This is a genomic window from Pontibacter korlensis (assembly GCF_000973725.1).
Lineage (GTDB): Bacteria > Bacteroidota > Bacteroidia > Cytophagales > Hymenobacteraceae > Pontibacter > Pontibacter korlensis.
Map to the genome: position 1 here is coordinate 1,470,751 of NZ_CP009621.1, position 14,804 is coordinate 1,485,554.

Sequence of the window (14,804 nt, forward strand, 5' to 3'; positions counted from 1 at the left end):
TAACTATTTAAGAGACGCCTGCCGCACATTCAGGTGCTGCAGTATGTCATTGAAGGCCTCGTGGTCGCTGGGGCGGCGTGCCTTTACCGACAGAAAACGGCCTTCTTCGTCTAACAGATAATAGGCAGGTACATCTTTCAGGCCATATGGCTTTATCTGCTCAGCTTCTAAGCCGTCAGCAAACAAGTGCACACCTTGCAGCTCTTTTCCCTGCACCATTTTACGCCACTGCGCCTCATCGCTACCGACTGCCACATTCAGAAACACAACCTTACGGCCTTTTAGCTTACTGATGAGCTGCTGCAGGTTTGGCTGTTCCACTGTGCATAAGCCACAATCGGTACTCCAGAAATTGAGGTACACCAACTGCCCCTGAAAGTCGCTCAGCGAAATGGAGTCGCCGCTTACGCTCTTCAGGGTAAAGTCTGGAGCTATGCTACCTGCTGTAAGTGCTTTGTTAGCTTCCTGCAGCCTGGCCAGGTAAGCATTCAGGGCTACATCCGTATTTTTAGGTGTAAAATCCCTCAGCATTTGCTCTGTATACTTTAAGTGCCCCTGCTGAATGGAGCGCTTTAGCACCTGAGCCTGCGCCAGAATTTGCGCCTGCCCTTGCAGCTTGCGGCCTGCAGCATCATAGCGGGCTTTGTAATACTCCGGCTGTTCTTTTCCGTACCCTGCTTCATTAGCAAGGTAGGCTGTATAAAGCCTCAAAAAGCTTACAAACGAAGGACTAATCAGGTTAGCTGGCCGCTGCATATCTAGCTTACTGAGATAAGTATAGAAGGCAGGTGATGGCTTTTTAAGCGCCACCTGCAGTATCTGCTGCCGCAGCGTGTGGTAGCTTAACTTATCTTTGGCGTAGCTAAACTCTATTTCGGCAAGCATGAAGGCTTTGAATGTTTCTGATAAAGGATTTTTAGCTGCATACTTTTCCAGGCTCTTCACCTGGTCGTTGCGGCGGTAATCCAGAAACTCTGTAAATTCCTCTTCCTCGAACTTGATGTTATCGGGTAATACCTGGTAATCTTCCTCTTCATCAAACCGGGAAGTATAGGCCGCCAGATAAGAATTTTCGTTGGCGCCTTTACCTGTATACTTCAGCGTTTTCAGGAACTTTCCGCCATTAAAGCTCAGGTTAAGCTCGTATCCTGGCTCCAGGTACACCTGCACCACTTCGTCGTCATGCTGCAACTCTGCCACCATAGCTTCTTTTACTGGTACTTCCACTCTGAAACTGTTGCCATCAAGCTCAGCCTCCGTTTTGGCTTCTTCCGGGATGAGCGGGTTTGGATAAGCTATCAGCTCTACATAATCAGAAAGGGGGTTGGTAATTTTGCCACTGATAATAGCTTTGTCTTGAGCTGATAGCTGGTTTGCTACTAGCAAGAGCAAAAGGGGCAGCAAGGTGATTATCCTCATCGTAGGGGTATATTCTGGTTCTTTGGCCAAAGAGATTCTTTTCAAGAGCCGCCACACCTGAGGAGGCACAGCAGCAAAATCAATAAGCCCCTGAACAACAATGCCCTGGAAGATGATTCCAAGGCATTGTCATTTTTACCATATTACCAGAATAAACAAAAGCAACCTGTGCTAAGCACAAACTTCTCTACCCAAACAGGCTACTGAATACTTCTTCTAAGCGACCATAAGCATGTATGTTGATGGAGAACTTACTTAGGTCTACACCCTTCTTATTATACTTAGAGATGTAAATGTCAGTAAAGCCTAACTTCTCTGCTTCGGTGATGCGGTTTTCTACCCTGTTTACGGCGCGTACTTCACCTCCCAAGCCTACCTCGGCAGCAAAGCAGGAGGTATTCGGAATAGACATATCCTCGAAAGAAGACAGGATGGAGGCGCAAACAGCCAGATCCAGGGCAGGATCTTCTACCTTCAGACCGCCGGCAATGTTCAGGAACACGTCTTGGGTACCTAAGCGATAGCCGCCTCGCTTCTCCAGCACCGCCAACAGCATGTTCAATCGCTTAGCATCAAAGCCAGTGCTGGTGCGCTGTGGTGTACCATAGGTAGCAGGGCTTACCAGGCTCTGCACCTCAATTAACAGTGGGCGGTTGCCTTCCAGGGTAGCACCTATCGAGATACCGCTAAAAGCATCCTCGCGCTGCGAAATCAGGATTTCTGATGGATTACTCACCTCGCGCAGGCCAGAACCCATCATCTCATAGATTCCCAGTTCAGATGTAGAGCCAAAGCGGTTTTTAGTGGTGCGCAAGATGCGGTAGGTCATGTGGCGATCACCTTCAAACTGCAGCACTGTGTCTACCATGTGCTCTAGTATTTTAGGGCCAGCCAAGTTCCCTTCTTTGGTGATGTGGCCGATCAGGAACACCGGCGTACCACTCTCTTTAGCGAACTTAAGCAGCTCAGCCGTACACTCGCGCACCTGACTCACGCTGCCCGCGCCTGCCTCGATAAAAGAGGAGTGGAGCGTCTGAATAGAGTCTATGATAAGCACTTGTGGGCGCACAAGCTCTATTTGTTTGAATATGTTCTGAGTGCCGGTTTCTGTAAGTATAAAGCAGTCGGAGGTTTGCGCCATCAGGCGCTCGGCACGCATTTTTATTTGCTGTTCACTCTCCTCGCCGCTTACATATAGCACCTTCAGGCCACGCAGGCTCAAGGCAATCTGCAGCATCAGCGTACTTTTACCGATACCCGGCTCACCACCTATCAATACCATAGAACCCGGCACAATGCCACCTCCCAACACACGATTCAGTTCCTGGTCTTGCGTAATGATGCGTTGCTGCTCCTGATACCTGATATCGGCAATAGGCTTGGGCTTATTAGCTACTTGTGCTGTGCTGCTGCCTACTTTCCAGGCTGTGGTAGGAGTAACCTCCTCGCGCTGCACTACCTCCTCAACATAAGTATTCCACTCGCCGCATGCCGGGCATTTGCCTATCCATTTGGCAGATTGGGCCCCGCAATTCTGGCAGAAGTATGATGTCTTTATTTTAGCCATTAAATGTTGTTATTCAATACTTATTGTGCGTTTTCAGCTGGTATACCCCAGCTAATTAAAACAAAAATCAGCAGCAGAAGGGTCAGTTTTTGCCAACTTTATAGTGCTTTATGCGACCTATAGTTCTAGCTAAAGCAATCTGATGAATAGCTTGCTTTTTCAGTGACTAGAGTAATATACTTGGACATAACGCAGGTATATAAATTATCTAGCCTACTGAGCAATGGTACCAGAAAAGCGGCAATTCAGGAGAACTAACTTCAGGCCATTAGCTCTTCAGGCTGCTGTTTGAAGTATACTTTAAAGGTGGTGCCTTTATCCAGCTCGCTACGCACTTCAATTTTGCCGCCGTTGTTTTCTATAATGCGCTTTACAATGTAGAGGCCAATACCGGTACCCTCTACGTGCGTGTGCAGGCGTTTGAACATAGTAAACAGCTTGTGCTGTTGTTCTTTTTTAATGCCAAGGCCGTTATCCTGTACTTCCAGTATTACATACTGCCCATCTTCGTAGGTTCTGAGATTAATTTCTGGCCTGCGGTCAGGTGATTTATACTTGATCGCGTTGCTGACCAGGTTGTATATAATGCTGCGCAGGTTTTTGCGGGCATAAAGTATGTTCTTCACCTGAAGGTCAGCAGAGAGTACGGCACCTGAGTCTTTCATCGTAGACTCCAGGTCAGTTGTGATATCCTGCAGCACGTGCTCAAAAGAAAGAGGCTCCACCGCTGCCTGTAGCTCCTTCTGCACTTTTGTGATTTCGGCCAGGTCGGCAATAGTACCCTTCAGCTTGTTGATGGAATTCTGCACCATGTCCAGCAGGTCCATGTCCTCTGTATTCAATTTGCCTTGCAGGATGTCGCGTAGCAGCGTAACAAGCCCCTCCATGTTGGCGATAGGGGACTTAAGGTCATGCGAGGCAGTATACACAAAGTTATCGAGGTCGTTGTTGATACGCTGCAGCTCGTCGTTTTTACCACTTAACTCTTCATTTGTGAGCAACAAAGCCTTTCTAGCATTTACCAGCTCTGTTACCTCTACGGCAAATACCAGCACAGCCTCTACAAACCCGTTAGCATCTATCAAAGGCTGGTACACCAGGTTAAAGTAGCCATACACTATCTCACCGTTATTCTTCCGATCTATGGCTGTAGAAACTTCGTTGCCGACAAATGGCACGCCTGTATTGAACACATTCTCTATGCGGCTGAAGAAGCCCTCGCCCTCTTCCGCAGTATGTGCCTCATAAAGTGTTTTGCCTACCAATGGGCGATTACCGTACAGTTTGCGGTACTCAGGGTTTGCCAGCACATACTGGTAGTCAGAATGGCGCAGTAGCCCTACCACCGCAGGCACTTCCAGGAACAGCTTCTGCAGTAGGTCGGCGTTCTGCTTTACCTTACGTTCAGCCTCTTTTATTTCAGTGATATCAATCAGTGAACTGATGTAGCCCAGAAATTCGCCGTTTGCGCCGTAGCGTGGTGTGTTAGTTCCTACTACCCAGCGATACTCCCCATCAAAACGACGCAGCCTGAACTCAGTACGGAACGGCGCAAAATCAACAGTAGCTTTTCTGAAGGAAGCGGCAAGGTTTGGTAGGTCATCCGGGTGTACTACTTCTTCCCAGCCTTTGTTGATCGTGTCTTCAAAGCTAGTACTGGTAAAGTCTATCCACTGCTTGTTTACATACAGGAAGTTAGTGGAGTCGTCCATCACCATAATGATTACAGGAGCGCTGTCAGCCATAGTTCGGAAACGGGCTTCGCTTTCAATAATAGCCTGCTGCGCTTGCTTTTCATCAGTGATGTCGCGCACTTCTATAATAGTATAGGCTGGCACTCCGCTTTCTATAATGGGGCGAGCGGCGCAGGTTACGTTAAAGAAGGTGCCGTCTTTGCGGATGAACACATCCTCATGGGCACGCATATCATTGTTAGTAGGCAAAGCCCTGTCGATAGGGCAATCTTCGAGCGGGTAAATTGTACCATCCGGGTGATGATGGTGAATCATGTCGTGGAGCGGCTTCTGAGAAATCTCCTCAAAAGTATAGCCTGTCATTTGCTCTGCCGCCGGGTTCATGAAGGTACAGTAGCCGTTGGCATCCATAATAAACAGGGCCGCAGTAGCATTGTCGGTAATGGTCTGCTTCAGGTGGTTAGAACGGCGCGTGTTAGAGAGCGACCAAATGATAAAGAACATGAGCAAGCTGATGATGGCACCGCCCAATAGTATAAAGTACGGCAGGTCTGATTCTGCTGATCTGCCAAAATCGTCTTTCCCAGAAATGTATAAACGCCAGGTATGGTTACCGATGGCAATAGTGTTCAGTTCGCTATACTCTCTGCTGTTACTGCCATAAAAGAGCGTAGGGCTGGTACTAAAAAGGAGGCTCTCTTTGGAGGGCGAAGCACCATCGTAAATTTCCACATCGATATCTTCAAAATCATCCGTAAGTACCGCTGTTATCAGGTCCTTCGCACGAAATGGGCTGTACACAAAACCCTTGATCAACCGTTGCCTCTCTTTAATCGATTCCGGCTCTGCATTATTTTTATAGACAGGCAGGTAAATCAGGAACCCTGCCTGCTCATCCTCACCTGTTTCCTGCACTAGTCGCACTTTACCCGATAGGGCAGGCTGCCTGGTGTCGCGGGCAATGCGCATGGCCGACTGGCGCACCGGCTCACTAAACATATCAAACCCAAAAGCTCGCAGATTACGCCCTGTGAAAGGCTCTATATAAATAATGGCAGTATAGATGTCGCGCTTGCCTTCCGGAGTGATGCTGTAGTTTTCGTACCCTTCGTTACGGATTTGCTGCACATGCTTCTGCATCTCCTCTGGCCTTACTACATGGGTATAGCCAAATCCCTGCAAACCTGGGTAATTCTTTTCCAGGTTCAAGGTTTCGTAGTAGTTACTCCAGTCTTCGCGCGTTACAGAATCGGAGGAGATAAACATACCCTTGCCCCCGATTAGTATTTGGATATAATCCTGCATGCGCTTATTGACAGCCTCCGTCACTTGCTCCGCGCGCATCGAAAACAATTTGGCGCTTCGCTCCTCTGTTTTCTTCTTAGTTTCTGAAAAAATAAAAAGAGTAAGCAGGAAAATGAGCAAGAAGGAGAATACTGCAATAAAATAGTCTCTTATAAAAGCAGCCAGTTTGGCAAGTTTCATGGGCTATGAGTTAATACCGGGTGAGGCTGGCGAAGCCTACAGCATTTATATTGCCCCGATACATTCCTTTGTTCTTCTTCAAATATACAAGATCCAAGCCACACGCCAATACAAAGGGCTCAGTATACTCTATAGGAAACAGCTATATAAATTTCTGATAAAGAGACTTATTATTCCTGAATACGTGGTTACAAAGTTATACTTTTCTTCTTCTACATGTGCAGCAGGGAAACAAATCCAGCACAGCACCGGCAATCTTTGCTACACGTTAAAAACTCCTATTATCTGCACAATATAGCAAGCTTGTTTACAGGTTTATATGTTATATGCTTTTATCTCCGCCTGTATTGTACTAAAAATCAGGCATAAGCTGCTATAGCATTCACACAACTTTCCAGCAGGATAGCTACCCAGTATAATACAATCTACAGGTATATGTCGAATTATCAACCGGTTTAGGCTGTTTAAGGAGCTCTTTTGACCGCAGTTGCACCACCACGTGCACTCTGGTACGACAGTGTTGCTGCATGGGTTATTTGCCCCTCTTACCCTTTACTGCAGGCACGCACTATTCAAACCACTGATAAACAAAGGTGTACAATATCGAATAGCTTCAGCTTTAGCATACCTGATATAGCATTGTTGCCAGCCATGAAACTTTATAAAAGAAGGAGTTTTTTGGTACAATTGAAGCAGCCGATAGTTAGCCTAAGGGGTTATTAGTTTTATCTACCGAAAATTAAGGATACCGTATTAACTTTGGGGGCATTATACATTACCCTATGCTGGAGATAATTAAAAGTCTGTTAATTGCCTTTTTTGCCGTTGCCCTATTACTGCCGGTTGTTCGGTATGCACTGCGCCGTCTGTCGCCTGCCTTGCATGTAGAAGCCATGTCGGCTGATGAGATGAAGTACATGCAAAAGCAAGAGCTAAAGCTGACTATTGCTTACTTTTTCTTTGCCTGCTTGCTGTCTGTTTTCAGCTCCGGTGTGCTGGCTATGATTTCCAGTATCATCCATGCTTCCAAAGATCACCTGCATGTGCTCACGCCAAATTTCAGGGCACTGTTTGCCCCGGGACTACTACTGGGTTTAACGTTGGCCATACTGCCGCTGCGCCTGGTACAAAGCTCGCTGCTCGGACAGGATTATGAGATGTACAAGAACTACACTGCCCGTATGGAGGGACGAAACTCCAACCGTACTTATAATGTCCTTCTTCTACTAATGCTACTAATATCTGGTGTTGTTATCTGGTATGCCCTGCGCTGGCACGTAACAATTGATGAGGAGCGAATAGAGATAACTAACCTGATGCTGGAGCAGCGCTCTTATGCTCTGGATGATATTGAAAGTATACATTACCTCGGCGCAGAAGGGGAGTACTTGGTTTCTTTTGAAGATAACACTAATCTGAACACCACTTACCTGAAGCCTGTGCAACTGGAGATGATTGCGCTGCTGGCAGAGCGTTCCGGGCATCGGGTGATACGATAGGGGAGGTTTATACTTCTACTTCTTATACCGGCTATACTTATTAGCTGCTGCTCATCCTTAGCATTACACTCATCTCTGGCTTTGGTGCCCTCTAGGCCGGGAAGCCTCGTCCTCGGGTATCGCGCGGTGTGCCTGAAGCTGCTCCTCGCTCCGCTGCGGGCTGCCCTTAACGGGCACCGCAACATTCACAAGGCGCTCAACCCAAGGACTGGGATCAATTCGGTAGCACCTGCTTTTGCAACTGCCCCCTTGAGGTCAAGTGAGACGAGAGTCGAAACTTGCGTCCGTAGGTCACAGAGATGTGATCGTTCCAAACTAATCCCCTCTCGGGAGGGGTTAGGGGTGGTTTCACCTGAATAGCTCTAACTACAGGGCTTATATCTTAGCCAAAGTAACTACAGTAAAACTCCCATCAAGGCAGGGGTGGTTAGAATCACCGCTATAGAAAAACCGTTCATCCGGCTCTCCCAGAAAACTCTTTCCTCTAAAAGTCTCTTTGCAGAATATTTTATAGTTTTGCTACGTACAGATATTCCTTTAAACCAAACATAAACCATATGCAAGTTCGCGTAGAGAAAGACACCATGGGGCCTATCGAGGTGCCTGCAGACAAATACTGGGGCGCTCAGACACAGCGTTCGAGAGAAAACTTTACTATTGGTGGGCAGCGCATGCCACAGGAGATAATCGAAGCTTTTGCTATTCTGAAAAAGTCGGCTGCACAGGCTAACGCAGAGCTGGGCGTGCTGGCACAGGAAAAAGCTGATATCATTTCTACTGTATGCGATGAGATTCTGGAAGGCAAGCTGAATGACGAATTCCCGCTGGTAGTGTGGCAGACTGGTTCTGGTACACAGTCTAACATGAACGTGAACGAGGTAGTAGCTAACCGCGCCCACGTACTGCTTGGCGGCGATCTGCTGGATGAGAAAAAGAAAATCCACCCGAACGATGATGTAAACAAGTCGCAGTCTTCTAACGATACTTTCCCGACGGCTATGCACATTGCCGCTTACAAAAAAGTGGTAGAGCACACGCTTCCGTTGGTGAAAAAACTACGCGACACGCTGCACAGTAAGTCTGAGGAGTTTATGGATGTGGTGAAGATCGGCCGTACGCACCTGATGGACGCTACTCCGCTTACACTGGGCCAGGAGCTTTCTGGTTATGTGAAGCAGCTGGATTATGGTATGAAAGCGCTGGAGAACACGCTGGATCACCTGAAAGATCTTGCCTTGGGTGGATCTGCTGTAGGTACTGGTCTGAACACACCACAAGGTTATGCTGAACTGGTAGCTGAGAAGATTTCAAAGTATGCTGGTCACGAATTCCGTACGGCTCCTAACAAATTTGAGGCACTTGCTGCGCACGATGCGATGGTTGAAACTTCTGGCGCTTTGAAGCAGCTGGCTGTTTCTTTGATGAAGATCGCTAACGATATTCGTCTGTTGGCTTCTGGTCCACGCTCTGGTATTGCTGAAATCCTGATCCCAGAAAACGAGCCAGGTTCTTCCATCATGCCAGGTAAAGTAAATCCAACGCAGGCTGAGGCCATGACCATGGTTTGCGCGCAGGTAATTGGTAACGACGTAGCTATCTCTGTAGGTGGCATGAACGGCCACTTTGAGCTGAACGTGTTTAAGCCGGTGATGATTTACAACCTGCTGATGAGCGCCCAGCTGATCGGCGACGCTTGCGACTCGTTCGACAAGCATTGTGCTGTAGGTATCGAGCCAAACAGAGAGCGCATTAAGCATAACCTGGAGAACTCGCTGATGCTGGTAACTGCCCTGAACCCGCACATCGGTTACGACAACGCTGCTAAGATTGCCAAGAAAGCACACAAAGAGGGCACTACCCTTCGCCAAGCAGCTATCGACCTTGGCTTGCTTACCAACGAGCAGTTCGATGAGTGGGTACGCCCAGAGGATATGATCGGTAGCTTGAAGAAGTAGTCTCTGCATATCACGACACACGTAGCAAAACACAAGATTTATACTTGTATTGATAAAGGAAGAGGGTGTCCTAAAAGGGCGCCCTCTTTGCGTTTATCCGGTTGCTATTGTTTTTCAGGCGGCCATGTAGAGAACGGCTCGTCTCGGGCTGAAAAAGGCGGAAAAGTGGTCCAGCAAGCAAGCATGAGCCGCGGTCGGCTGTTTCAGCGCGCCAGAGAGGCCGGAGGCGGCCCTTTCCAGCGCCTCTTCGAAGGCTTTTACTCCCTTTCGGGCTACTTTGCGCAGGTTATGGGCCATGGCGGCCAGGCCAAAGTCCACCTCTGCTTTGGCAAGCGTTCGCAAACGGAAGCGGGTAAAGCGGTTGTTGCCCTTCACCTGACCGAACACCGCCTCGGGCTCAATGGCCCTTTGCCTGCGGTGGCGCACCCCCTCCTCGCTCAACAGGAGCTCCCGTGCCTTGGCCTTTAACCGGCCTAGCTTGTGGTTGACCTCGATCATGCGGTTGCCCCTGCCCTGGAAGCACTGCCCTCTCATCGGGCAGCCCCCGCACCGGCGGGCCTGGTAGCGGCTCACCTGCGAAACATAACCTAAATCAGATGTACGCTCGTACTCTCCTGCCTTCTCGAGCTTCTGGCCCATGGGGCAGACATAAAAGTCCTCTTGCTGATTATAATACAGCTGCTGGGCATGGAAGATGTCATTTTTGAACCTGCGCTTCTGCTCGGAGTGGAAGTAGTTGTACTTGACATAGGCTTCTACCTGATGCTCTGCGAGCCAGGCGTAGTTCTGCTCCGAGCCGTAGCCGGCATCGGCCACGACAGCTGTAGATTGCTGCTGGTAATGCTCCTGGAACTGCTGTAGGTGGGGGATCAGGGTGGCCGTGTCGCCCGGGCGCTGGTGCACAGAGAAGTTGGTGATCAGCTGGCTCTCCGAGCTGATCTGCACGTTGTAGGCGGGCCTAGAGCTGCCCGTTCTTCATGTGGTCCTCCTTCATTCTCATAAAGGTGGCGTCCTCGTCCGTTTTGCTGTAGCTGTTGCGCTCACCCAGCTTCTCTAACTGCTCCTCGTATTTTTCCAGCCGCGGCAGGTGCTCTTTTTCCAGTTTGGCCACCTGCTTCCGGGCTTTCTTGTCCAGCTCAGCCACGCGCTCATTGAGCTGGCGGATCTCTTCTTTCAGGCGCTGGGCATCCACCTTCTCGGGTGCTTTCTCCACGGGCGCTTTCCTGTCTTCCCTGATGGCCTGGCGGATGTCACAGAGCACGCTGCGGATCTTTCTCTCCAGCTTTTCCCTGTTCTTCTCCACCGCGCCCCGCCACACGAAGGTGTAGCGATTGGCAGCTGACTCTATCTTGGTGCCGTCCACGTACTGGGTCTCGAGGCTCACATACTCCAAACGGTGCAGCAGGCGCACGACCTGGGCGAAAAGCTCCTGGACCTGGTTTTTAAGGCGCTGGCTCCTGAAGTGGTTGATGGTCCTGAAGTCCGGGGTGCTGCCGCCAGCCAGCCACATGAAATGGATGTTTTCCTCCAGGGCCTGGGCGATGCGGCGGCAGGAGTAGATGTTGTTCAGGTAAGCGTAGAACAAGACCTTCAAGAGCATGCGCGGGTGATAGCTGCTGGTGCCCCCTCCCTTGTAGGTGGCCATAATGCGGTCGATGTTCAGCTCGTCCACCACCCGGTCCACGAGCCGCACCGGGTGGCCCTCCGGAATCCGGTCTCCGATGCTCTGGGGGAACAGGACCACCTGGTGGCCCGGCTGCTCCTTGAAAACAACGTTGCGCCTTTTCATACCTACTAAAATAGCAAAAGGCGAATAAATGAAAAAGGGACTGCCCTTTTTGGACAGCCCCTTTTTTGTATATTGTTTTCATGAACGAAATAGATAAAAGGGACCTTTTCAGTCTTTACCACAAAGTAAAAGAGAAAGGCACCTTTGAATACCTTCACATCTTAGATGATTTTAAGAGAAGTGAATATTATGACTTTTATCGCTTTCTTAAAGCAAATCGTCAAGTAATATCTATCCTTAAATACAATTACTCTCATTCAATAAAGCTAGATAAGCTTCATAACTCTACAGCAAACCACCACAGAACATGGAATGATGTTAATCCAAAGTATAGGTGGAGACAGCAAAGAGCTATCACAATGCAACTTTTCAATTATTTGAGTAGTGTATTTGCTACTGTCGATTTCTCGAGAAGTAATATGAGAAAATACATTTACTCAAATCCAAAAATTGCTGAAAACTTCAAAATTAGTAAAGAGAGCTATTTTGATAATAATCCTGTACATAGGTTCATACAGGATTTAAGAAATTACACTAGCCATAATTCGTTTCTAAGAATTTCATCAGAGGTTATAGCTAATATCGAGCTGGGGGAAGAAAGAAGAAATATTTATTTACTTAAAGAGGATTTGCTTGAATCTGATAGGTGGTCTAATCTCTCGAAGAAGTTTCTTCAGTTACAAGAATCTAAAATTTATATTATTGATATTATCAAAAATCACTATCCTGCTTTCTCTAAGTTCCAAGACTGGGCGTATTTAACTCTTTTTCAAGCAGACACGGAATTTACTGCAAAGTTTAGGGATGAATTAAAAAGTGTATTAGACCTTGCTGAGAGAGTAGACATGTCCCAAACATCTTTACCTTTTGGTCAAGCCTATATTAGGTATCTTGATAAAATGATAAATGAAAGCAGGGTAAAGTGCCTTAAAAAATTCGAGTACATATAGCACTCATCCCAAAATTCAGGAACAGCGGAACTTGTGATTATATCTCACAGCCATTCTCAACCGGCGTGTACCGCAACTACATTTCTGCAATTATATAACTTGCCGCCATAATGCCGCTTCGCCCCGCTAGTGCGAGCTTATAGCTCGTACTCTTTTTAACTCAAAAGTATTATAGTACGAACTATAAGCTTACGCCAGCAAAGACGACTAAAAGGTGTAGTGTTCCGTTTATATTATAGTTGGCTGCAATTTAAGCTACCTTTAGACAGCACATGATGAAGTGCTTAAATTCAGAAGTATGATTGATTCAACAAATTTATGTCTGTCTTGTGGGTTGTGTTGCGATGGCACCCTGATTGGTTTTGTACAGCTTAGCCATGAAGAGTTGCCTGTGTTAAGAGAGCTAACGGATATTGAGGAGGCAAGTAGAGATGGCGTTCTTATTCAGCCCTGTAATAAGTATTGTGATGGCTGCACTATTTACTCAGACAGGCCGAAACAATGTGCCAGCTATGATTGCGAACTCTTAAAAGCCTTCCACCGAAAAGAACTGGACTATACTTCGGCTATCGAAACAATAGAGGTGGCTAAACAGAGAAAGAGCGCTATAGAAGAAAAGTTAGCGCTCCTACAGATTAAGCTACAATCCCAATCATTTTACTTTAAAATGGCCGAGTTGAGAAAGCTGTATCTAAAAAACGAGCATGAGTTATCGAAAACACCAGACTTCAAAGATTTAATAGCGGACATCAAGCAACTTGATAGTCTACTGTCAAAGGAATTTGGTGTCACTATATTTTAAAGCAAAAGACTATTGACCGAATAAAAGGTCTTAGATAATTGCCATGCCCCAACCACTAACCGACAAACTATACCTACTCGAAAAATTCCCCGGCAAAGGCGGCTGGACTTATGCTGCTATACCAGAAATCCCTCCGGATAAGCATGCCTACTTCGGGTGGGTGAGGGTGAGAGGTAGCATCGATGGCTATGAACTGAAAGGCTATCATTTGATGCCGATGGGCAACGGAAAGCTTTTCCTGCCGGTGAAAGCCGAGATCCGGAAGAAGATAAAGAAACAAGCCGGGGACTGGGTGCAGGTTATACTCTACGCAGACAATACACCGCAGGAAGTGCCGGAAGAATTGCTGCTCTGCCTCAAAGATGAGCCCAGTGCCTTCGATACGTTTATGAGCTATACTGAAGGCGAGCAAAAAGCTTTCGTAGATTGGATCTATAGCGCCAAAACAGACGACACGAAGGTGGAGCGTATCGTTCAGGCCATCAATAAACTATTAAACCGCAAAAAGCTGCACGACTAGTAAACCGGATCAAACTAAATGGATAGATACACAGAAGGCGAAATATATAAAGGTATAAACTTTTCAAAAGAAGGCCTGCCGAGGGGGGAGTATGAAAACTGCACATTTGATAACTGCACTTTCCTGAACTCAAGCCTGGCTGGTTCTACCTTTATGGACTGCGAGTTCAGGAACTGCGACATAAGTATGGCCAACATTGCGGATACTGCTTTCAAAGAGGTACAGTTTTCAGGCTGTAAGCTGCTCGGCCTGCACTTCCAGGGCTGTAACAAGTTTCTTTTGTCCATGAACTTCGACAACTGCCAGTTAAACTTATCGTCCTTCTATAAGCTCAGCTTAAAGAAGGCAACATTTAAAAATTGCAGCCTGCGGGAAGTTGATTTTGCTGAGGCAGATCTGTCAGGAGCTGCGTTTAGCAACTGCGATTTAGCCAACGCCATGTTCGACAACACAGTGCTGGAGAAGACAGACTTCCGCTCCTCCTACAACTACCAAATCGATCCTGAGAAGAACCGCATCAAGAAAGCAAAATTTTCTCTGCCTGAGGTTGTTGGCCTGTTGGATAAGTATGGCATAGAGATCAGCTAGCATATATAACCACATCTTTAGCCATTGTTTAGGCCACGACAGGTGGCTTTTTCAAAACCTTAGCCCTTTATTCATTGTTCTCAATTACACACGTATAAAAGGAGCAAAAAAGAGAGATAACCTATGAAAATAGCGAAAGATCCATCGGAGTATAACAAGCTGACACCAGAAGAGGAACGTATTATCCTGCATAAAGGCACCGAGTATCCGGGCACAGGGGAGTACGAGCACAACAAGGCAGAGGGTGTATACTTGTGTCGCCGTTGCAATGCGCCACTCTATACTTCGGAATATAAGTTCGAATCAAACTGCGGTTGGCCGAGCTTCGACGATGAGATAACCGGAGCCGTAAAACGCTTGCCTGACCCGGATGGCCGCCGCACCGAGATTGTCTGCGCCAACTGTGGAGGACACCTGGGCCACGTGTTCGAAGGGGAATACCTGACACCAAAGAACATTCGCCACTGCGTTAATTCCCTATCCATGAAGTTTGTGCCAGTAGAGGAGCTGGAGAACCAATAACAGTATAAAGCAGC

12 protein-coding genes are annotated in these 14,804 nt (G+C 47.5%); 7 read left to right on the forward strand and 5 right to left on the reverse strand.

The features are described 5' to 3' along the window. Nucleotides 1–3 precede the first annotated feature (3 nt). The 3 genes from PKOR_RS06190 to PKOR_RS06200 form a co-directional block, all read right to left on the reverse strand. On the reverse strand, nt 4–1,419 hold the full coding sequence (locus PKOR_RS06190) for a peroxiredoxin family protein (protein WP_046309742.1): 1,416 nt from the start codon (nt 1,417–1,419) through the stop codon (nt 4–6). Nucleotides 1,420–1,606: 187 nt separating this feature from the next. Continuing rightward, the gene (radA, locus tag PKOR_RS06195; protein WP_046309743.1) at nt 1,607–2,986 is read right to left on the reverse strand and encodes a DNA repair protein RadA; all 1,380 of its coding nucleotides are present in this window, start codon (nt 2,984–2,986) and stop codon (nt 1,607–1,609) included. 260 nt (nt 2,987–3,246) lie between these two features. After that, a complete protein-coding gene (locus tag PKOR_RS06200) occupies nt 3,247–6,165 on the reverse strand; it encodes a CHASE domain-containing protein (RefSeq protein WP_046309745.1) in 2,919 nt (972 codons plus the stop codon). Nucleotides 6,166–6,947: 782 nt separating this feature from the next. Between PKOR_RS06200 and PKOR_RS06210 the strand changes: the two genes are divergently transcribed. Continuing rightward, entirely contained in the window at nt 6,948–7,664 is a 717-nt protein-coding gene (locus tag PKOR_RS06210; RefSeq protein ID WP_046309747.1) for a hypothetical protein, read from the forward strand. 557 nt (nt 7,665–8,221) lie between these two features. Further along, a complete protein-coding gene (gene fumC, locus PKOR_RS06215) occupies nt 8,222–9,619 on the forward strand; it encodes a class II fumarate hydratase (RefSeq protein WP_046309748.1) in 1,398 nt (465 codons plus the stop codon). A gap of 114 nt (nt 9,620–9,733) precedes the next feature. On the opposite strand, the gene PKOR_RS25220 is transcribed toward fumC, so the two are convergent. Together PKOR_RS25220 and PKOR_RS25225 are read right to left on the reverse strand one after the other, a co-directional pair. Continuing rightward, nucleotides 9,734–10,564: a transposase gene (locus PKOR_RS25220; protein ID WP_052738739.1), complete on the reverse strand. Its 831-nt coding sequence runs from the start codon at nt 10,562–10,564 to the stop codon at nt 9,734–9,736. Nucleotides 10,565–10,577: 13 nt separating this feature from the next. Further along, nucleotides 10,578–11,408: a transposase gene (locus tag PKOR_RS25225; RefSeq protein ID WP_052738740.1), complete on the reverse strand. Its 831-nt coding sequence runs from the start codon at nt 11,406–11,408 to the stop codon at nt 10,578–10,580. Between the two features lie 80 nt (nt 11,409–11,488). Here PKOR_RS25225 and PKOR_RS06225 point away from each other — a divergent pair, with 80 nt between their 5' ends. From PKOR_RS06225 to PKOR_RS06245, 5 genes are all read left to right on the forward strand, one after another. Further along, nucleotides 11,489–12,358, forward strand: a complete 870-nt coding sequence (locus tag PKOR_RS06225; RefSeq protein WP_046309749.1) for a hypothetical protein — start codon at nt 11,489–11,491, stop codon at nt 12,356–12,358. Between the two features lie 298 nt (nt 12,359–12,656). After that, nucleotides 12,657–13,160, forward strand: coding sequence for a YkgJ family cysteine cluster protein (locus PKOR_RS23380; RefSeq protein ID WP_148561643.1), 504 nt, complete (start codon nt 12,657–12,659; stop codon nt 13,158–13,160). Nucleotides 13,161–13,203: 43 nt separating this feature from the next. Beyond that, nucleotides 13,204–13,680 (forward strand): YdeI/OmpD-associated family protein, encoded by a 477-nt coding sequence (locus PKOR_RS06235; RefSeq protein ID WP_046309750.1) that lies wholly within the window; start codon nt 13,204–13,206, stop codon nt 13,678–13,680. An 18-nt stretch (nt 13,681–13,698) separates the two neighbouring features. Next, the gene (locus tag PKOR_RS06240) at nt 13,699–14,268 is read left to right on the forward strand and encodes a pentapeptide repeat-containing protein (RefSeq protein ID WP_046309751.1); all 570 of its coding nucleotides are present in this window, start codon (nt 13,699–13,701) and stop codon (nt 14,266–14,268) included. Between the two features lie 123 nt (nt 14,269–14,391). After that, nucleotides 14,392–14,790, forward strand: a complete 399-nt coding sequence (locus PKOR_RS06245; protein ID WP_046309752.1) for a methionine-R-sulfoxide reductase — start codon at nt 14,392–14,394, stop codon at nt 14,788–14,790. The last annotated feature ends 14 nt before the right edge of the window (nt 14,791–14,804 follow it).